Annotated in this window: 22 protein-coding genes; 16 read left to right on the top strand and 6 right to left on the bottom strand. The window is 39.3% G+C overall.

What is annotated here, in order from left to right:
- Position 1: 1 nt before the first annotated feature.
- The gene (locus HII17_RS02320) at positions 2 to 1,699 is read right to left on the bottom strand and encodes an RluA family pseudouridine synthase (RefSeq protein ID WP_169073701.1); all 1,698 of its coding nucleotides are present in this window, start codon (positions 1,697 to 1,699) and stop codon (positions 2 to 4) included.
- 135 nt (positions 1,700 to 1,834) lie between these two features.
- Between HII17_RS02320 and HII17_RS02315 the strand changes: the two genes are divergently transcribed.
- Entirely contained in the window at positions 1,835 to 2,635 is an 801-nt protein-coding gene (locus HII17_RS02315) for a sulfite exporter TauE/SafE family protein (RefSeq protein ID WP_169073700.1), read from the top strand.
- Between the two features lie 57 nt (positions 2,636 to 2,692).
- On the opposite strand, the gene HII17_RS02310 is transcribed toward HII17_RS02315, so the two are convergent.
- The gene (locus HII17_RS02310; RefSeq protein WP_235938612.1) at positions 2,693 to 4,111 is read right to left on the bottom strand and encodes an alpha-amylase family glycosyl hydrolase; all 1,419 of its coding nucleotides are present in this window, start codon (positions 4,109 to 4,111) and stop codon (positions 2,693 to 2,695) included.
- A gap of 131 nt (positions 4,112 to 4,242) precedes the next feature.
- Here HII17_RS02310 and HII17_RS02305 point away from each other — a divergent pair, with 131 nt between their 5' ends.
- Entirely contained in the window at positions 4,243 to 5,121 is an 879-nt protein-coding gene (locus HII17_RS02305; RefSeq protein WP_169073699.1) for a LysR family transcriptional regulator, read from the top strand.
- Here HII17_RS02305 and HII17_RS02300 read toward each other — a convergent pair.
- The 3 genes from HII17_RS02300 to HII17_RS02290 all read right to left on the bottom strand — a co-directional run bounded on the left by HII17_RS02300 (position 5,118) and on the right by HII17_RS02290 (position 7,487).
- Positions 5,118 to 6,002: a DMT family transporter gene (locus HII17_RS02300; RefSeq protein ID WP_169073698.1), complete on the bottom strand. Its 885-nt coding sequence runs from the start codon at positions 6,000 to 6,002 to the stop codon at positions 5,118 to 5,120. The genes HII17_RS02305 and HII17_RS02300 overlap by 4 nt on opposite strands.
- Before the next feature lie 105 nt (positions 6,003 to 6,107).
- A complete protein-coding gene (locus HII17_RS02295; protein ID WP_169073697.1) occupies positions 6,108 to 6,824 on the bottom strand; it encodes a helix-turn-helix domain-containing protein in 717 nt (238 codons plus the stop codon).
- 138 nt (positions 6,825 to 6,962) lie between these two features.
- Positions 6,963 to 7,487: an NADPH-dependent FMN reductase gene (locus tag HII17_RS02290; protein WP_169073696.1), complete on the bottom strand. Its 525-nt coding sequence runs from the start codon at positions 7,485 to 7,487 to the stop codon at positions 6,963 to 6,965.
- 141 nt (positions 7,488 to 7,628) lie between these two features.
- Here HII17_RS02290 and HII17_RS02285 point away from each other — a divergent pair, with 141 nt between their 5' ends.
- The 11 genes from HII17_RS02285 (at position 7,629) to HII17_RS02235 (ending at position 15,142) form a co-directional block, all read left to right on the top strand.
- Complete coding sequence (locus HII17_RS02285; protein WP_169073695.1) at positions 7,629 to 8,525, top strand: LysR family transcriptional regulator; 897 nt, start codon at positions 7,629 to 7,631, stop codon at positions 8,523 to 8,525.
- A 109-nt stretch (positions 8,526 to 8,634) separates the two neighbouring features.
- Entirely contained in the window at positions 8,635 to 9,213 is a 579-nt protein-coding gene (locus HII17_RS02280; protein WP_169073694.1) for a TetR/AcrR family transcriptional regulator, read from the top strand.
- Between the two features lie 70 nt (positions 9,214 to 9,283).
- On the top strand, positions 9,284 to 10,390 hold the full coding sequence (locus HII17_RS02275) for an NADH:flavin oxidoreductase (RefSeq protein ID WP_169073693.1): 1,107 nt from the start codon (positions 9,284 to 9,286) through the stop codon (positions 10,388 to 10,390).
- A 124-nt stretch (positions 10,391 to 10,514) separates the two neighbouring features.
- Positions 10,515 to 11,492: a tRNA dihydrouridine(20/20a) synthase DusA gene (gene dusA / locus HII17_RS02270; protein WP_169073692.1), complete on the top strand. Its 978-nt coding sequence runs from the start codon at positions 10,515 to 10,517 to the stop codon at positions 11,490 to 11,492.
- A 225-nt stretch (positions 11,493 to 11,717) separates the two neighbouring features.
- A complete protein-coding gene (locus tag HII17_RS02265; protein ID WP_169073691.1) occupies positions 11,718 to 11,981 on the top strand; it encodes a hypothetical protein in 264 nt (87 codons plus the stop codon).
- 12 nt (positions 11,982 to 11,993) lie between these two features.
- Entirely contained in the window at positions 11,994 to 12,149 is a 156-nt protein-coding gene (locus HII17_RS02260) for a hypothetical protein (protein ID WP_169073690.1), read from the top strand.
- A gap of 132 nt (positions 12,150 to 12,281) precedes the next feature.
- Positions 12,282 to 13,145, top strand: coding sequence for a sulfurtransferase (locus tag HII17_RS02255; RefSeq protein WP_169073689.1), 864 nt, complete (start codon positions 12,282 to 12,284; stop codon positions 13,143 to 13,145).
- A gap of 277 nt (positions 13,146 to 13,422) precedes the next feature.
- Entirely contained in the window at positions 13,423 to 13,716 is a 294-nt protein-coding gene (locus HII17_RS02250) for a hypothetical protein (RefSeq protein ID WP_169073688.1), read from the top strand.
- 11 nt (positions 13,717 to 13,727) lie between these two features.
- The gene (gene pspA / locus HII17_RS02245) at positions 13,728 to 14,390 is read left to right on the top strand and encodes a phage shock protein PspA (protein WP_169073687.1); all 663 of its coding nucleotides are present in this window, start codon (positions 13,728 to 13,730) and stop codon (positions 14,388 to 14,390) included.
- A 153-nt stretch (positions 14,391 to 14,543) separates the two neighbouring features.
- Complete coding sequence (locus HII17_RS02240) at positions 14,544 to 14,756, top strand: PspC domain-containing protein (protein WP_169073686.1); 213 nt, start codon at positions 14,544 to 14,546, stop codon at positions 14,754 to 14,756.
- A gap of 41 nt (positions 14,757 to 14,797) precedes the next feature.
- Positions 14,798 to 15,142: a hypothetical protein gene (locus HII17_RS02235; protein WP_169073685.1), complete on the top strand. Its 345-nt coding sequence runs from the start codon at positions 14,798 to 14,800 to the stop codon at positions 15,140 to 15,142.
- A gap of 25 nt (positions 15,143 to 15,167) precedes the next feature.
- Here HII17_RS02235 and HII17_RS02230 read toward each other — a convergent pair whose 3' ends face one another.
- A complete protein-coding gene (locus HII17_RS02230; protein ID WP_169073684.1) occupies positions 15,168 to 15,908 on the bottom strand; it encodes an enoyl-CoA hydratase-related protein in 741 nt (246 codons plus the stop codon).
- A 69-nt stretch (positions 15,909 to 15,977) separates the two neighbouring features.
- On the opposite strand from HII17_RS02230, the gene HII17_RS02225 reads away from it, so the two are divergent.
- From HII17_RS02225 to HII17_RS02215, 3 genes are read left to right on the top strand one after another with little or no spacing between them, the layout of a single operon-like run.
- The gene (locus HII17_RS02225) at positions 15,978 to 16,445 is read left to right on the top strand and encodes a copper chaperone PCu(A)C (protein ID WP_169073683.1); all 468 of its coding nucleotides are present in this window, start codon (positions 15,978 to 15,980) and stop codon (positions 16,443 to 16,445) included.
- A 9-nt stretch (positions 16,446 to 16,454) separates the two neighbouring features.
- Complete coding sequence (locus HII17_RS02220) at positions 16,455 to 17,447, top strand: DUF2333 family protein (RefSeq protein ID WP_169073682.1); 993 nt, start codon at positions 16,455 to 16,457, stop codon at positions 17,445 to 17,447.
- Between the two features lie 3 nt (positions 17,448 to 17,450).
- Entirely contained in the window at positions 17,451 to 18,233 is a 783-nt protein-coding gene (locus tag HII17_RS02215) for a TIGR04219 family outer membrane beta-barrel protein (protein ID WP_169073681.1), read from the top strand.
- Positions 18,234 to 18,260 lie beyond the last annotated feature (27 nt).

The raw sequence follows: 18,260 nt of genomic DNA, 5'->3' as shown, positions 1-18,260 counted from the left end.
TTCAAAAATTGGGCTCTGCTTCAAATGTGATGCGTTGTTGGGATACCGGATGTAGAAAACTCAATTGCTGGGCATGAAGGTGCAGGCGATTAGCAGAGGTACCATATAAGCCATCGCCCAATATAGATATATTTAAACCTTCAGGATGAGCACAGTGCACCCGTAATTGATGTGTTCTACCTGTAATTGGATAAAGCCATAAGCGAGATCTCCCTGCTTTATGTTCAATTAATTGCCATTTTGTTTTAGCTGTTTTTCCATGATCAAAACATACCATTTGGCGTGGACGATCATTTATATCTAAGGTCAGCGGTAAGTTAATTTCACCTTCAGACGTGCTCACAACTCCATCAACAATGGCGATATATCTTTTTTGTACAATTTTGCTAATAAATTGTTTTTGCAAATGTTTATGAGCACGTTCGTTAAGCGCTAGTACTAATAAGCCTGATGTTGCCATGTCTAAGCGATGCAATACTAAATTGCCTGTTGCCATAGGGAACATTTGTTTTACGCGTGAAGCGACAGAGTCTACAATGTTTTTCCCTGGCACAGATAGCATGCCTTCGGGTTTATTTACCACCACTAAGTGTTCGTCTTGGTAAATTATATCAAGCGACTTGTTTGTGGCAGGGTTCACTAATAACGGGTTGTCCTCTAATGCTATACCTTCAAGCATATGGCTTAAAATTGGCAGACATTTTCCCTGACAAGCTGGGTAATACTGCTGGTGTTTTCTAATTTCAGATTCTGGTTGTCTCCCCCACCAAAATTCTGCCATACATACTGGGGTAAGTTCATGTTGATAGGCGTATTGCAGTAGCTTGGGAGCAGCACAATCGCCAGAGCCTGCTGGTGGTGTAGGAGTGATGGTTTCGGCAAATAGCTCGACCAAATTTTTTGTGTTCCCAAGACCGTTAAGCAACTGATACTGCTTAAATAGCCTTTTTTGCAATGATGATGACAGTTTGCGCCGTGTTTTTTGCAGTTGTGCTAGTTTCTGTTGCCAGACAATCAGTTTTTGTTCGGCTTGCGCTATTCTCGCTTGCCAATACGATTTTAAATCAGTAATTGCACGCTTATCTTCAACGCTCTCGCGTGACAGTCCAATGCTTATTTGTTTGGCTTCTTGCTCATTAATGTTGGTTTCAGTTAACTTGTGATCTAATGCTTGTGATAGCCATTGGCGTTTTGCTTTACGTTGCTTTCGATTAACAACATGTTTCGCTTGTAAACGAGCGATTTGAAAAGCCGCTGCTGCTTGCTCAGACTCGTTAATAACCTGCAACATGTTAAAAACAGGCGCTTGTTGTAAGTCGTTAATTTCTTTATTAATTCGGTTTACGGTGGCTTGCTGTTCGACAAAGTAGGGATCTTCTTCATTAACATCAAAGACTGGTGGTACAAATTGAATTTGCCCCCGAGTGTCCAACTCTTCACTGTGCTTACCAGAAAGGGCAGTTAAATAGCCTAATTCACCGTTTGCTTTTTGTACGACTAACACGCCATACATTCTTCCTTTCTGGTTGCTTGATAATGGATGAAATGTTGAAAGTTGTTGTTTTAGTTGATCTGCGGCAAGCCTTGAAAGTGGGTGTGGCTGATAACAAAACGGGTAGGTAAATTTTGTCGGCAGCGAAAAGTTACTACTATCCGAAGTAAAAGGGGTAAAGCAAGTTGCAGAGTTTGATGACAACATTTAAATAAATTAAAAAGCGAGCTTAATGAGCGTTATTTTATCGTGTTTTCACTATGACTAGTATCACTGTCTGTAATTTTTAATTGTATGTCGAACTTGCTACAGTATCGGCAAAATTTTCATTGGGTCTGTTATATGACATTGGAATGGTTATTAATTTTCGCCTTGCTAGGTACTGTCGTTGGTTTTTTTGCTGGGCTTTTAGGTGTAGGTGGTGGGGGCATTATGGTGCCAGCATTAACATCGATATTTTTAGTACAAGGCATACCAGTAGATAAAGTGGTTCATTTAGCATTAGGTACGTCAATGGCGTGTATTGTTTTTACCTCAATTGCTAGCATGCGTGCCCATCAAAAAAACAAAGCGGTGCTTTGGCATTTAGTCCATAAAATGGCGCTTGGTGTCGTGGTGGGAACGTTTGCCGCTACTTTTTTGGCCGCTTATTTAAACTCTTCTTATTTAGCCATTTTTTTTGCGGCATTCATGAGTTACGTCGCGGTAAATATGTTTATGAAGAAGAGCGCTGAAATACAGCAGCAAACGCTTTCTACAAGCAATTTAGTTGGCTCTGGTTTTGGTATTGGTGCAATATCTGCGCTGGTGTCTATTGGCGGTGGTTCGCTTACCGTTCCTTATTTATCAGGCCGTGGTATTAATATTAAAAAAGCGATTGGTACGTCAGCAGCAGTTGGCCTACCTATTTCTGTGGCTGGTACATTAGGTTATTTGGCCAATGGATGGGCAGTAAGCTATCAGCAAGAATGGGTTTTTGGTTTTATCTATTTGCCTGCAGTCGTAATTATTGCTGCGACGAGTTATTTTACTGCGCCTATAGGGGCAAAATTGGCACACTCATTACCTGTTGCCACACTTAAAAAAGTATTTGCAGTAGTTTTAGTGTTGCTAGCAATAAAAATGTTGCTTTCTGTACTTTAAAACATAAAAAATTAAGGCATTACTGCAAAAGCAATAATGCCTTTAAAGCGGGGAAAACTATTTGACGAATACACGGTAGCCATATGGCTCAATCGTTAATGAAGAATCTTTACTTATGGTGACTTCATCTTTTCTGAACCACTCTGTATAACTACCCCACTGCACGTTCTCGTTGAATGTGGCACTTTGCTCTTGGTCGGAAAAATTAATGACTACAAATATTTTGTCGTCGTTTTTCTGACGAGCGAATGAAAATAATGCGTTAGGTGCGGTGTTTGGCACTGGGATCATTTTCCCTCCCCAATTGCCATTCCAAAGTGCTTGGTTTTGATGTTTGAGGTTAAACAATGTTTTGTATAAATCAGCAATTGGGTGCTCGCGCCATTCAATTTTGTCTTTATCGAAAAAGGCTAATACTTTGTCTAAACCCGCTTCTTGACCGCTGTAAATTAATGGCATACCTTCGGCGGTTGCAGTTAGTACAATGCTAGCGTTAAGGTAAGGGCCAAATCGGTCAAACATGGTTTTTTCCCAAGAATTTTTATCATGGTTGTCGACAAAATTCATGGTCATTGCATTTTCCGGCCATGCAGACAGCGAGTGGGCAAAGTGATGATAAATAGCACCGCCTTCTTTTTTGCCTATCGCAACTTCATGCATGGTGTCGTGAAGTTTCCAGTTGTAGGTCATGTCGAAAGCTTTTTTATGTAAATCACGAGCATCCCATTCAGCCAACATAAATACAGGTTTAATAGCGTCTAATTCTTCGCGAGCATTATCCCAAAAGCTTGTTGGAATAAAACCAGCAACGTCAGCTCGATAGCCGTCGATATCGGCTTCTTCTACCCAGTATTTTAGTGCGTCTGTCATGTATTGGCGCATTTCAGGGTTGTTATAATCAAAGTCGATAATATCTGACCAATCCCACCAAGGTGTTGGTTGGAAGTTACCATTGTGATCTTTGGTGTACCATTCTGGGTTTGTTTCCGTTAGTGGGTTATCCCAAGCTGAATGGTTGGCTACCCAATCTAGAATGACATACATATTCATGTCATGTGCTTGTTTTACCAGGGTTTTTAAGTCATCTAAGGTGCCGAATTCTGGATTCACTGCACGATAATCTTTAACTGCATAATAAGAGCCTTTGCCACCTTTACGGTTTTTCTCTCCGATAGGGTGGATTGGCATTAGCCATAAAATATCGACACCTAGTGCTTTTAAACGAGGCAGGTGCTCAGCAAATGCGTTAAAGGTACCTTCTTCCGTGTACTGACGAATGTTTACTTCATAAATGGTGGCATTTTTTGACCACTCAGGGTGAGTTAATTCAACATAAGGTGCTGGTTGATACTGTGCTAAATTTGATTCATTTTTCATAATTGTTTCTGTGCTTTGGCAGCCAACAAGACTTAATGCCAGCATTGTTGATGCGCCTATGGTTTTTAGTACAGAGTGTGCTTTAGTAATAGAGTACATGTGGGTTCCTGCCCGTTTATCGGTATAGCTTATTCTCGTTAATTTGCAGATGTGAACAACTGGCTAACTGGAAATTCATTGTTTACAATAGGAAACAATGAATTTATTGGTTTTCATTTGTGGGTCTTATTTTGAGTCTTGAACATATGCGCTTATTTGCCGAGGTGGTTAGAAATGGTAGTTATACCAAAGCTGCTGATAGCCTTGGTGTATCTAAAGGTTATTTGTCTAAGCAAATTCGATTTTTAGAACAAGAATTAGGCAAGTCTTTGCTGGTGCGTAATACGCGAATGATGCGTTTAACATCTGCTGGTGAAACCTTGTATCAAGAAGCGATAAAACTGACGAACTTTTGGCAACAAACCAAATCCTTGCTTGACGCCTCAGAAGAAGAACTCGCAGGTAAAGTTAAATGTACCGCGCCAATGGGGATAGCTCGCTATGTATTATGGCCGTTATTTAACGCGCTAATGACTAAGCAGCCTGAGTTAAATGTCACCATAGATTCGGGTAACACTACCCATAATTTGATTGCGGACGACTTTGATTTTGCTGTTCGGTTAACAAATACACCACCTGAAGATATGATTGCGCGCAAGCTAGTTAAGGTGAATTACATTTGTTGTGCCACGCCTGACTTTATCGCCAAATTTGGCGCACCTTCATCACCTTTAGCGCTCCCTGATAAACAATGTGTTGTTCTACCACATTGGAATGAGTGGCATTTTACTGTTAGCGGCAAACTTGAACGTGTGAAGCCCAATGGTCGTTTTATTGCGTCAGATAACGACTTGCTCAAAGAAGCTTGTTTGGCGAGTTTAGGTATCGCGAGACTGCCTGATTATATGGTAAGTAAAGAGATAGTCTGTGGCGAGTTAGTTAACCTATTTCAATCTGTGCAAGGTGATAGTCGAGATCTTTATTTAATTTACCCGCAGCTAAGTGCACGCCCTAAACGAGTGGCAATGTGCTTATCTGCAATTGAGCAAGCGTTTAAAGCTCAGCATTAATTAGCTTGGTTTTTTTTAGTATCAGCTTTTAACAGCATCTTTTGCCAGGCGTTTTTGCTATGGGTGACTAGGCCTCCGAGTAATATCATGACTAACGCGACAAACATTTCTACTGACCAGTGCGCAAGACCAAATAGCGCAAGCAGCATTGAAGAAAATACTGGCGTGAAAAAACTTAAGCTAGCAAGTAGTCGATTATTGCCTTTGGCTAAACCGTGTTCCCATAAATAAAACGAACCTCCTAACGGCCCCAATCCGATCAATAAAATATATCCCCACTCGATTAAACTTATGCTAGTAACCCTTGGTTCAAATAAGAAATGGCAGCTCATCGACAATGCTGCTACCGCCAGTGATATCCAACCTATGTCCCCTAAATCACTCTTTTGTTTTGTTAATAGTGCAGAGTAACTTGACCAGATAAATGCAGCGCCAAGCGCTAGTATATAGCCAACAATATGTTGACTTGAAAAGCTGGCCTGTTCGGTAGAAAGTAAAACGGCAATGCCAGAGAACGCTATAACGCCACCAAGTAAAGCAAAGACTCTTTCGCCTTTGTGAGCCAAAAATAATGTCAGTAATAGTGGCCACAAATAATTAATTAAATTGGCCTCTAAGACAGGAGCAAACCGGAGTGCGAAGAAATAACAAAAATGGTAGCCAAATAAGCCATAAATACCTAAGAGCCACTGAGAACGCCTCAATTTAGGTCGGCTAAACCAACGACCGTAATGCTTGTAGCGCCAGACAACGGAGATGATAAAGCTGACGCTAAAACAAAGCGCCAAAATTAAGAATGGCGGCAAGCTTCCTGTTTTAGCTGCTAATAGCGCTAAAGAAGACCAAAACAGTAATGCGATTATGCCAAATAAAGTTGCCATGAGCGGTCTTGTCGCCAGTTGAATAATAGTAGTGGCTATTCTAGCGGGTTAAATGATAGTAAGTGTGCTAAAAAGCCGAAATTGTTTGGTGTAAAGCTGATTATGCTAATGATTTCGAATCGCGGTAGGTGGTTGATTAAAGTGGGCATGGAAACGACGTGAAAATGCTGAATTATTTAAGTACCCCACTTGCTCTGCAATTAAACTGATGGGTAAATCGGTATAACTGAGTAGTGATTTGGCCTTTTCCATACGGAGTTTAGTAAGATATTGTTTTGGTGTTAACGTTAATTGTTTTTTAAAAAGGGCTTTAAACTGGCTTAAACTTAAACAAGCAATATTTGCTAACGCCGGAAGTTCAATGGCTTGTGCTAAGTTGTCCTCTAAATATTCTAATACCCGACTGATACGAAGATCGATGTTTTGATAAAAAGTTTGTGAAGATAGTAGTTGCCAAAACAGTTGGTTCACCTGTTGTTCTATAGAAAGAAATTGGCTGGCGGCTAACTGTTTTTCTATAAACAAGATATAGGCGTAAAAACTTTCTGAGATCGACACATAATGCTTTGATTCTTCTATCAGGTTAATGGGGAGTTTGTTGAGGTCGGCGACTAAAAATCTTGCGTGTTCATGTGCTGAAAAACTGTGAGTTTGATTTGCAAATATCGCTGCACATCGCTTTGGACCAATGGTTTCTTTTTCTCCTTCAATGTCGATATCTATATTCCCTTGAATTGGCAATACCAACTGACAATAACCATGAGCATGGCTTTGTTGACGTTTTGTATAACTACGAATTGATAAGCTTAAATTTATCGACATAGGTTATTGTGCAATAAAGACGATTTCTTCAAGGTAAATGTGTCAGCATCACAAATCAAGTAGCAATAAAAAGCAGGCAGCATTCAGCTGCCATTTCTTTTATGAAGCGAGCACTTCGTTTTAAAGTAGGATGTATTTTTAGGTCAATGCCGAAACCACGGCTCTTAACTGGGTATTTAGCGCTGGGTTTGTCAGTTTTTGAGATTCCATATCAAAATTGTCGAAAAAGCTTGGCACAGATAACGAACCGCGCACATCTGCAGCAAAAAACTGCGCTGAATTCACTGCTGCAGATAGTACACTTTGCGCACCGCCCGGGCCTGGTGATGTCGCTAGGTAAACAACAGGTTTCCCTTGGAATACTTTCATATCGATACGTGAAGTCCAATCAAACAAGTTTTTATATGCGGCTGTATAGCTACCATTATGCTCGGCAAATGAAATAATAACGGCATCAGCTTCGCCTATTTTGGCAAAAAAGTCCTTTGCTTGTTGTGGTTGGCCTAATTCTTCTTCACGGTCTTGGCTGTAAATTGGCATTTCATAATCGTTGATATCCAACATTTCAAATTCAGCACCCGGCACTTGAGATGCTGCATAATTAGCTAACGACTTGTTAATTGATTTTGAACTATTACTTGCTGCAAAGGCTAAAACTTTCATTATTAACTCCTTAGAGAATTTAGTGTTTATCGCAAACACGAATCTAATTTGGTTCAGCACTATTGCTGAAAAACTTGATTGCCAGTTTATATTGTTTATATTTAATCTTTAATATAGTGAAAGTGGATATACTTTTTCCAAATGGCAGCTAATACAAAATTGTTTGACGGAGTTGTGGTGTTTACACACCTAGTAAATGCGGGCAGTTTTACTGCAGCAGCTGAGGCAACGGGCCATTCGACTTCATACATAAGTAAAGAAATAAACAAACTCGAAGCGAGGTTGGGGGTTCGGTTGTTGAACAGAACTACGCGCTCGCTTGGTTTAACACCAGAAGGAAAAATGTATTACCAACAGTGTCTTCAGCTCGTCCAAGATGCAGAGCAAGTGCTTGGATTGTTATCGATGGAACAAGCACAACCGAAAGGAACTTTGAGAGTAAGTTGCCCAGTTGCATTGAGCCTTAACTATCTACAGCCTGTATTATCGGAATATATGAAGCTTTATCCTGAAGTTGATTTAGAGCTTGATTTAAATGATCGCAAAGTTGATGTGATTCAAGATGGGTTTGACGTGGTGATCCGTGCGACTCACCAATTAGAAGAATCTAGTTTAATCTGTCGGAAAGTCTTTAGCGCGAAAGCGTTAACTGTGGCTTCTCATGATTATGTCGAAAAATACGGGCGACCACTCCACCCAGAACAACTCAAACACCATAAATGTTTATGTTATAGCAACCTTAAACAGCCTACACGTTGGCAATATCGTGATCCACAAGGTATTCCATTATCGATTGATGTTAACTCAACTCTATTGTGTAATAGCTCAGAAATGGAACTCGCCATGGTTTTAGATGGCCACGGTATTTGTCGCCTTCCTACTTTTACTATGCAAAGCGCTTTAGATAGTAATCAACTAACGGTGTTGTTTGAAGACTTTATCGATAACGATATTGATGTGTTTGTTGTATATCCTTCGCGAAAACATTTATCGCCAAAAGTTAGAAAATTTATTGATTTAATGGTTGAGCGTCTTTGATAATTTATTTTATTAATACAGAGGCTTAGTTCTGTATTATTCAAACGAATAATAAGATATGTAAAAAATTCATTTGCTAACTTACCTTGGGGTAAGTTATCGTACCAGTATGCAAACACGTTTAAAAAATCGTAAAGAGCAAATTGTTGAAGTGGCCATGGATTTATTGCAAACCCACGGCTTTGAAAACTTTAGTTATTTAGATATTGCGAATCAGCTGTCGATAACGAAGGCGAGTATTCATCATCATTTTGCCAAGAAAGAAGACTTAGGCGTAGCCTTGTGTCGGGCCATTCATGATTGGCATCGACAAGAATTCGGCAAAATATTAACTAGTAATAAAAGCGCGCCTGAAAAGTTAGATATCTATATCAATGGCATGCTGCGCTTTGCGTGTGGTAAAAATAAAATTTGCCCATTAAGTAGCTTACAGGTCGATGTTGCATCATTACCGGAAGCTATGCGTATAGAATTAAAGGCACTTGATGAGCATGAGCTTGAGTTTATCGCTCAAGTGTTAGCGCAAGGCAAGCAAGAAAGTGATTTCAACTTTGTTGGAGAGGCAAATCATCAAGCGATTTTAGTGGTGATAGCACTTAAAGGCGCTTTGCAGTATTCACGTGTACATGGCGATTATATTTTTGAGCAAACCATGGCGCAGATAAATCAATTGTTAGTCAACAAGTAAAAAATTTTACCTTACTAACTTACCTTTAGGTCAGTTAGAGGTCGTAACTTAAAAAAGATAAGAGGACATTATGGCAAGCGGACAATTATTTGAACAAGTTTCATTAGGTAATTTAACGTTACCTAACCGTACGGTCATGGCACCAATGACACGTACATTTTCACCAAACAATGTGCCGAACGACTTAGTGACAGAATACTACCGTCGCCGTGCACAAGGTGGTGTAGGGCTAATTATCACAGAGGGTACTTGTGTCGGTCATAAAGCAGCTTCGGGTTACCCTAATGTACCTATGATCGCTGGCGAAGAAGCATTAGCTGGCTGGAAAAAAGTGGTAGATGCTGTACATGAAGCGGGCGGTAAAATCGCTCCTCAATTGTGGCATGTTGGTGCTATCCGTAAACCAGGTGTTGAACCTGGCGGCGATACTCCAGGTTATGGTCCTTCAGGAATGGCAATGCCAGGTAAAGTTACCGGCCATGAAATGACTAAAGAAGACATTCAAGAAGTTATCCAAGCTTTTGTTCAAGCAGCAGTTGATTCAAAAAATATTGGCTTCGACGCCATTGAAATTCATGGTGCACATGGTTACTTAGTTGATCAGTTTTTTTGGGAAGGCACGAACCAACGTACCGATGAATACGGTGGTGATTTAGCGGGTCGATCTCGCTTTGCCATTGAATTAGTGAGTGCGGTACGTGAAGCCGTAGGCCCTGATTTTCCAATTATTTTCCGCTGGTCACAATGGAAACAGCAAGATTACAGTGCACGTTTAGTTGAAACACCAGAAGCACTAGAAGCATTCCTAGCACCTTTAGTTGAAGCTGGTGTCGATATTTTCCATTGTTCTCAGCGTCGCTTCTGGGAGCCAGAATTTGAAGGTAGTGAATTAAACCTTGCTGGTTGGGTGAAAAAATTAACAGGCAAAGCAACAATCACCGTTGGCAGTGTTGGCCTTAATCAGGACTTCTTACCTGAAGATGGCACAAGCAACTTTAAAGATGCTGAAACGGTAAACTTAGATGAGCTGATGACCCGTGTTGAAAATCAAGAGTTTGACTTAGTTGCAATTGGCCGTGCTTTAATTGCTAACCCTGATTGGGTAAATAAAGTCAAAGAAGGTGCGATTGATAGCCTTAAAGCGTTTGATAAAAAACAGTTAGCCCAATTAGTGTAATACGAATTTAATATTGAAAAGCCCGCTGCTAAAAGGTGGGCTTTTTACATTAAGCGCTATTAATTCCTTCAAAGGAACAATGCTATAATCGCCAGATTGCTGTTAAAAAAAATGTATTCGTTTAATGTTAGATAAAGATGCCCACAAACTATCCGTCGCACCTATGCTCGATTGGACCGATCGCCACTGTCGTTATTTTTACCGATTAATGTCTAAGCGCACTGTGCTTTATACCGAAATGGTCACTACAGGTGCGATTATTTTTGGTAAAGGTGACTACCTTGGCTATAACGAAGAAGAACATCCATTGGTATTGCAATTAGGCGGTAGCGACCCTAAAGCAATGGCAGAATGTGCTAAACGTGCTGCTGAGCTAGGTTATGACGAAATAAATATCAATGTAGGTTGTCCTTCAGATCGCGTACAAAATGGTCGTTTTGGTGCCTGCTTAATGGCAGAGCCTGCGCTCGTTGCTGCTTGTGTTGAACAAATGAAGCAAGTGGTTGATATTCCAATTACGGTGAAATCTCGAATTGGCATTGATGACCAAGACAGCTATGAATTTTTAACTGAGTTTATCTCAACGGTTGAAAAATCGGGTTGTGAACACTTTATTATTCATGCTCGAAAAGCTTGGTTATCAGGTCTTAGCCCAAAGCAAAACCGTGATATTCCTCCGCTAGATTACGCTCGCGTATATCAAATTAAACAAGATTTTTCTCATCTCACTATTTCAATCAATGGTGGCATTAAATCATTTGAAGAAACCCAAGAACACCTAAACCATATTGATGGTGTCATGATTGGTCGTGAAATCTATCAAAACCCTTATATGTTGGCGCAAGCTGATCAGCTTATTTACGGACAAGAAACGCCGATGATTTCTCGCGCTGAAATTATTGAGCATATGGCAGGCTATATAGACCACCATGTTGCAGGAGGCAATAAGGCAAAAGCATCACATGTTACCCGACATATGTTAGGTATGTGCAATGGTTTACCTGGAGCTAAACAATTTAGACGCTATTTAAGTGAAAATGCGATTAGTGGCGAAGCAACCGGTGACGTGCTAATCAAGGCATTTGAGTTAGTGACTGAATAGAACTTATAAATTGACTAACTATTGGCCAATTTAACTAATTTATATCTAACTAAACTTGCACGCATTTACATTTGTAATAATATAAATAAATTAAATTTCCTTTAAATACAATGAGATGAGATTTTTTTCATCTCGTGGCACAACCTTTGTAACAGTTAATGCAACTTAACTAATATCGATTAACAACATTTATGTTAATTGGATTGACTTTCAAAGGAGTAAACAATGAAAACTTTAACAGGAATACTAGCAATGGTTGGTGTATTGGTTTCTACCAACGTATTTGCACAAAACAACGGTAACGTTGAAGCAGTAGCCGCGGCGTTAATTAAGCAACAGAACTCAGTAGTAAGCCAAGCAGTTGATCATCAAGTAAACCAAGATATCCATTTTGCGTTACGAGCGATGAAAATGCCAAAAATTACGCTTGACCAAACTATGATTGCAAAAGCGCAAGAAGAAAAAGTAAAAAAACAAGATAGTGAATAACGGGAGTTGCTTATGTTGAGTTTACCTGCGTTATTCGGCTTTTTGGTGGCACCAGGCTTAGTGTTAATGATGACATCAGTTGTTGTCGCTATGTTCGAACAAGATGATAGCGACAAGCCTTCTATTTTTACTTCTAATTTTTCTGACGATGCTAATATAGTGAAGTAAGCAGTTTCTATTTACTTCACTATTTACTTTTGCCTTCTATTTCACTTCCATACTATTGCTATTACGTCTTCACTATACAAATACATTTTTATTCGATAGCGTTACACGATAAATCATTTAATTTATCTGCTTATGAGTTTACCTACATCTGCGTTAATTTCTGCTCAACAATTACAAGATTACTTTGTTCACAAAAGCGCTAACCAAGAAAGTATCCTGATTATAGATGCAAGTATGCCTCCAGTTGGTGGCGGTACTTTACCAGATCAACGTTGGCCTGATGTGACTTTACCCAATGCTCGTCGAATGGATATCAATAATGTTTTCTCTGATGCTAATGCAGAATTTCCACATACCTTACTTTCACCGCAAGATTTTCAAGAGCAATGTCGACAACTGGGCATGAATAATGAGCACCACGTTGTTGTTTATGATGATTTAGGCTTATTTTCAGCTGCTCGTGCTTGGTGGATGTTAAAAGCAATGGGTCAAGAAAAGGTCAGTGTTTTAGATGGCGGATTACCAGCATGGCTTGCAAATAACGGCGAAGTTTCTGTGGCTATTGATGCTCCTTACAAGTTAGGCAATTTTACCAGTCAACATCAACCAAACTATTTTTGTGATCATGATTATGTAGCTAAAGCGCTTCAAAGTCATAGTCACCTAGTGCTTGATGCAAGAGCAGCAAATCGCTTTTACGGTAAGGCACCTGAGCCACGAGCAGGAGTAAGAGCAGGGCATATGCCTAACGCTTTGAATTTACCTTACGCTAATTTACTTGATAATGGTGCATTCAAATCATTAACTGAGTTAATAAAATTTTTTAGTACGATTAACCCTGAACAAAAACCGATGATCATGAGTTGTGGTTCTGGTATTACGGCGTGTATTTTAGCACTTGCAGCTACACTTGCTGGCAATACTGACATTACTGTCTATGACGGCTCGTGGACTGAATGGGGCAGTTTAGAACAATTACCTGTTGTTACTGATTAGAAAACGCTTTCTATTTTTTGCAAGCGCAAACTGCATAAGTATTGCGCAATTCCCTTCTTATATTCTAATTTGGTTAAATTAACTAACCATGTGGTTAATTTAACCAAAGTCTAGCGTGACATATTATGTCTTCAATCGTTGTGATTTTTTAAAAATAAAAATAAACCAATAAAAACAAAAAGATAAAAAATATTTAATTGTTGGCACATCACTTGTAATAACTAAGGAAACTAATTCAATTATGGTTAGTTTAACTAGCTAAGAAAAGGAAAGTGAAATGAACACGTTACAACATAAGGTTATTGGTACAGCAATTTCTTTGTCGTTAATGGTGATGGCTACTGGCAGCGTTAAAGCAGCTGAAGTTTCAACCGAGCAAGCCATTTCTCAATTCGTATTGGTGCAAGGAAAGCAGGTAATGACCAAGTTAAGCGATCAGCTTCAACAGTCTATTAACAGTAGCATCGAGCAGTTTTCAATTGACCAATTAATGAGTTGGGAAGATGAAAAAGTCCAGCTAACAAATAATACCGAATCAAATAAAGAAACAGTTAAATCAGAAGAAGAGTAGGAGATTACAAAATGGGAATGTTTACACGATTTGCAGACATCATTAATGCCAATATCAACAGCATGTTAGATAAGGCTGAGCATCCTGAAAAAATGATCCGTTTGATTATTCAGGAAATGGAAGAAACCTTAGTCGAAGTACGAGCAACAGCGGCAAAACATATTGCCGAAAAGAAAACGCTTGCTCGCCAAGTCACTGACTTAGAGAAAAGTGCTAACTACTGGCAAGAAAAAGCAGAACTTGCGATCAGTAAGGGGCGAGATGACTTAGCTAAAAGTGCACTAACTGAAAAGCATAAAGCGAAACAACAGCTAGACGGTTTAACAGAAGAGTCAGCAAAACTAGATGAGTTTTTAAATGCGGTACAGGAAGACAGCCAACGTTTGCAGAATAAGCTTACAGAAGCTAAGCGCCGTCAAGAAGCACTTATGCTAAGACAAGAATCTGCGGTCGTTCGATTAAAAGTGCGCGAGAAGTCTGCTCAATACAACATTGATGAAGCAATTAGCCGCTTTGAACGTTATCAAGAAAAAGTCGAGCGTGTTGAAGCTGAAATCGAAGCATACGATATGACTCAAAACCAGGATTTAGAAAGCCAATTCCGCGAACTGGAAACTGATGAAAATATTGATAGCGAGTTAGCTGAGTTAAAGAAAAAAGTCGTTAATGGTTAAATATTTGGCAAGGAGATCGGAACATGGAAGTTGAATTGATATTTCTATTAATTTGTTTAGTACCGGTCATTGTATTTGCTGTCGTTGCTATGGCAGTAGGCATAGCGAGAAAAAAACAGCAAAAACGAAGTCATTAAAAGAGAGAGAAAGACAATGAGTTATGAACGTAGTTATTTAATGAAAAAACAATTAACCAAAGATGTATTAAATAAAAAGCTATCAGGTGTATGTGCTGGCATTGCTAAGTATTATAAGTTACCGCGCATTGCTGTGCGTATCGCAGCAATCCTTGCCTTAATAACTTTCCCTGTAGCAGCAGGTGTAGCCTATATAGTTGCAGCGATGTTGCTTCCAACGCGAGCTTAAGCGCTCGCGTTAATCACCCCAAATTTACATCAGGAGGATATATGTCATTTTTCAAATCTTTAGTTTTAGCCATATTAGCCACTTTATTTTTAACCTATGTGTTAGGCGTTAGCATTCTAGATATATTTGATATTGATGTTTATATGGGGGATGAATTACTTGAACCATTGAAAGCAATTAGTGTAGCGGCGGTTGTTGCAGTGTTATTAGTATTGGTGGCATTAGCCATAGCATTAACGGTATTTGGCTCGATTATCTTTGTTGGTTTAATGATTGTGTGTTCTATCGGGTTAGTGGCTATAGGGGTGTTTTGGCCAGTGCTTTTAGTCGCCTTAATACTTTGGTTAGTTTTAAGGGACTCTCCGAGCAAATCGGCGCACGTGTAAACGATGCGCCAAGTTGTAAGCATCGTTATTTTTTAAGGAATTTTGACAAAATAGCTTTGCAGTCGGGAGTTTGCATTAGTCGAGCAAAAGCATCTCCTTCAAGCGCCATTGCTTCTTTAACTAAAGTCGAATTCGCTTGTTTTAACAACGCACGTGATGTCATCACAGAGTCATTAGGTAGCGCAGCAATTTTAGTGGCATATTCACTAGCACAAATGAGCAAGGATTCGGCGTTTACAACTTTATTAACCAAGTTTAAAGAAAGGGCGGTATTAGCATCAAATGATTCGCCTAAAACCAGCAACTCAAACGCTTTTACATGACCAACAAGGTTAGGAATTAACATACTTGATGCTGCTTCTGGGCATAAACCAAGTTGAGTAAATGGTAAAGCAAACTTGCTGTTTTCGGCAGCAATAACAATATCAGAATGTAGTAGCAAGGTGGTACCAATGCCGACTGCTGCGCCTGCTACAGCAGCAACAATTGGTTTGTTAAAATTGGCTAACGTTTGAATAAATTTGAATGCTGCCATTTCCTCATCGGGTTTGGCATTTAAAAAGTCAGCTAAGTCGTTGCCGGCACAAAAACAATTAGCATCACCTTGAATGACTAAACAACGTATATCATCACTGGTACGTGCACGTTCAAATAATGTGCAGAGGGCTAAATACATGTCTGAAGTTAAAGCGTTTTTCTTGGAGAGTCGGTTTAGGGTAATTGTTAATACGCCATTTTCTTCATTTGAAAGAATTAAGTTATCCATTTTGCGTTGGCTTAGTTACAATAAGAGTGAAATAACAATAATAGTTCTCCAAAAGGATGTATAGCGCAGATGAGTACTTTTTCTCGTGTAGTTACAGTTTTTACGTTAATTCTTAGCACATTTAGTGCATTTGGCAGCAATGTTGACGTTAACGATGGGTATATCAGGGAAGTTATACCAGGAAATGAAATTACGTCTTCGTATATGACAATTAATAATAATAGTGAGCAGCAAGTTACATTAATTGGTGCTAAAAGCCGAGAGATCCCTCGCATAGAAATTCATGAGCATTTGATGGCTGATGGCATGATGAAAATGCGACAAAAAGAATTTATTATCATTGCAGCGGGCGACAGCGCAGTTCTTCAGCCGATGGGGTTACATTTAATGATGTTTGATATCAAGACGCCGCTAAAAGCGGGACAAGATGTCAACGTTACTTTGCTTTTCAAAGAAGGCCAAGAGATCGACGTTTTGCTGCCAGTAAAATCAATTAAGCAAACTAAGCCTAAAACAAAGCATCATCATAACCACTAGGAGTTAGTAATGAACGTAACTTTTTCAACAAAATCTGTCGTTAGTATCTTAGTCGGTATTTTGCTCGTCTTTTATTTTTTAGGCGTTTATATGAGCTTCGAGCCCGATGAAATTGATCTTCGTGAAGCGGTAACTAGTGCGGCTACGAAAGATAATGTAGCACCAGTCATTGGTTACACAACAACTACTTCAATTATTTTAGTGGCTGAAACATTATTAGATAAACCAGGTGGTTATTTAAGTAATGATGTACTTCCACCGTCTGTTTTTCTAGACAATATTCCATCTTGGGAGTTTGGCGTTCTTGAAATGGTGCGAGATATGACGCTTGTCATGCGTCAAGAATTAAGTCGTTCGCAATCACAATCACTAGAGAATCAATTCCTGAAAAACGCACAGCCACGTTTCAATATTGATCATACTAGCTGGGCAGTACCTTCCGCAGAAAGTGAATATTCAAAAGCTATCAAAGAGCTTTATAACTTCCGTAATGCATTAACTGATGTGAATACTCAAGGTGCTCAGTTTTATGCGCGTGCAGATAACTTGCGTGCATGGTTGAGTGAAGTAGAAAAGCGATTGGGGAGTTATTCTCAACGATTAAGTGCAAGTGTTGGTCGTGAAATTGTAAACACAGATTTAGCCGGTGACAGTGTTGCACAGCAATCAACTTATGCGGCTTCTAATTTAGCTGTTAAAACTAGCTGGTGGAAAATTGATAATGAATTTTATGAGGCTAGAGGCGCATGTTGGGCGTTATTACATTTCTTAAAAGCGATAGAAATTGATTTTAATGACGTGCTAGAAAATAAAAATGCGAAAGTAAGTGTTCAACAAATTATTCGTGAATTGGAAGCAAGTCAGCAAAGTATTTGGAGCCCAATGATTTTAAATGGTGATGGCTTTGGTGTTTTAGCTAACCACTCATTGGTTATGGCTAACTATATTTCTCGCGCAAATGCTGCGCTTATCGATTTGAATGAGTTATTAAGTCAAGGATAAATAATGAAAAAAACTCTTATCGCAGCAAGTTTAATCAGCTTGATGTCTGCTACGGCGCAAGCTGATGTTGTTGGTCTCTATATTGGCGGTCAAATTTGGGATAATGAAGCTACGGGTGCATTTGGTGAAACTGCCAATATGCAAGAATTTAGGCTTGATGATGAACAGCAAACGAGCTTTCATATTGCTGTCGAACATCCATTTCCATTTATTCCTAATATAAAACTTGCTCAAACGACATTGGACACTACTGGTTCTGCAACGTTAACTGAAGAATTTAAGTTTGGTGATGAAACTTTTACAGTTGGCTCTAGTGTAGATGCTGATTTTGATGTCAGTTATACCGACTACACGCTTTACTATGAGCTATTTGACAACGGAGCCTTTAGTTTTGATTTTGGTTTAACTGGTCGTGATTTTGACAGTGAAATTGTTGCAACATCTACAGTGACTACAACGGACTCCAGTGGCGGTTCGGTAACGGAAACACTCACAGGTAAACAGTCAGCGTCAGAAATTGTCCCTATGCTATACGCAGCAACAGAAATTGGTCTAATGTTTACTGGGTTGAACCTTTATGCTGAAGGTAACTTTTTATCAATAGATGATCATACTTTATATGATTATCAAGTCGGTATTAGCTATGACTTAATTGACAATATTGCCGTAGACGTTAATGTCACAGCTGGTTATCGTTCAGTTAAATTAGAATTGGAAGACTTAAGTGACTTATACACCGACATCGAATTTGATGGCGTGTTTGCTGGATTAGTTATACATTTTTAATCAAATGATTACTGCCCCTTTTGGAAA

Origin of the sequence: Thalassotalea algicola, from assembly GCF_012932965.1 — a bacterium.
Classification (GTDB): Bacteria; Pseudomonadota; Gammaproteobacteria; order Enterobacterales; family Alteromonadaceae; genus Thalassotalea_F; species Thalassotalea_F algicola.
The sequence above is the reverse complement of the archived record's forward strand: the minus strand, read 5'-3'. Positions and strand labels throughout refer to the sequence as shown.

Excerpts from the sequence above, each read along its gene's own strand:
- HII17_RS02255 (WP_169073689.1), top strand. The coding sequence starts at position 12,282 with ATGAGTTTACCTACATCTGCGTTAATTTCTGCTCAACAATTACAAGAT.
- HII17_RS02275 (WP_169073693.1), top strand. The coding sequence starts at position 9,284 with ATGGCAAGCGGACAATTATTTGAACAAGTTTCATTAGGTAATTTAACG.
- HII17_RS02230 (WP_169073684.1), bottom strand. The coding sequence starts at position 15,908 with ATGGATAACTTAATTCTTTCAAATGAAGAAAATGGCGTATTAACAATT.
- HII17_RS02320 (WP_169073701.1), bottom strand. The coding sequence starts at position 1,699 with ATGTTGTCATCAAACTCTGCAACTTGCTTTACCCCTTTTACTTCGGAT.
- HII17_RS02285 (WP_169073695.1), top strand. The coding sequence starts at position 7,629 with ATGGCAGCTAATACAAAATTGTTTGACGGAGTTGTGGTGTTTACACAC.
- HII17_RS02220 (WP_169073682.1), top strand. The coding sequence starts at position 16,455 with ATGAACGTAACTTTTTCAACAAAATCTGTCGTTAGTATCTTAGTCGGT.
- HII17_RS02315 (WP_169073700.1), top strand. The coding sequence starts at position 1,835 with ATGACATTGGAATGGTTATTAATTTTCGCCTTGCTAGGTACTGTCGTT.
- HII17_RS02295 (WP_169073697.1), bottom strand. The coding sequence starts at position 6,824 with ATGTCGATAAATTTAAGCTTATCAATTCGTAGTTATACAAAACGTCAA.
- HII17_RS02310 (WP_235938612.1), bottom strand. The coding sequence starts at position 4,111 with ATGTACTCTATTACTAAAGCACACTCTGTACTAAAAACCATAGGCGCA.
- HII17_RS02260 (WP_169073690.1), top strand. The coding sequence starts at position 11,994 with ATGTTGAGTTTACCTGCGTTATTCGGCTTTTTGGTGGCACCAGGCTTA.
- HII17_RS02225 (WP_169073683.1), top strand. The coding sequence starts at position 15,978 with ATGAGTACTTTTTCTCGTGTAGTTACAGTTTTTACGTTAATTCTTAGC.
- HII17_RS02265 (WP_169073691.1), top strand. The coding sequence starts at position 11,718 with ATGAAAACTTTAACAGGAATACTAGCAATGGTTGGTGTATTGGTTTCT.
- HII17_RS02300 (WP_169073698.1), bottom strand. The coding sequence starts at position 6,002 with ATGGCAACTTTATTTGGCATAATCGCATTACTGTTTTGGTCTTCTTTA.
- HII17_RS02215 (WP_169073681.1), top strand. The coding sequence starts at position 17,451 with ATGAAAAAAACTCTTATCGCAGCAAGTTTAATCAGCTTGATGTCTGCT.
- HII17_RS02235 (WP_169073685.1), top strand. The coding sequence starts at position 14,798 with ATGTCATTTTTCAAATCTTTAGTTTTAGCCATATTAGCCACTTTATTT.
- HII17_RS02290 (WP_169073696.1), bottom strand. The coding sequence starts at position 7,487 with ATGAAAGTTTTAGCCTTTGCAGCAAGTAATAGTTCAAAATCAATTAAC.
- HII17_RS02250 (WP_169073688.1), top strand. The coding sequence starts at position 13,423 with ATGAACACGTTACAACATAAGGTTATTGGTACAGCAATTTCTTTGTCG.
- pspA (WP_169073687.1), top strand. The coding sequence starts at position 13,728 with ATGGGAATGTTTACACGATTTGCAGACATCATTAATGCCAATATCAAC.
- HII17_RS02280 (WP_169073694.1), top strand. The coding sequence starts at position 8,635 with ATGCAAACACGTTTAAAAAATCGTAAAGAGCAAATTGTTGAAGTGGCC.
- HII17_RS02240 (WP_169073686.1), top strand. The coding sequence starts at position 14,544 with ATGAGTTATGAACGTAGTTATTTAATGAAAAAACAATTAACCAAAGAT.
- dusA (WP_169073692.1), top strand. The coding sequence starts at position 10,515 with ATGTTAGATAAAGATGCCCACAAACTATCCGTCGCACCTATGCTCGAT.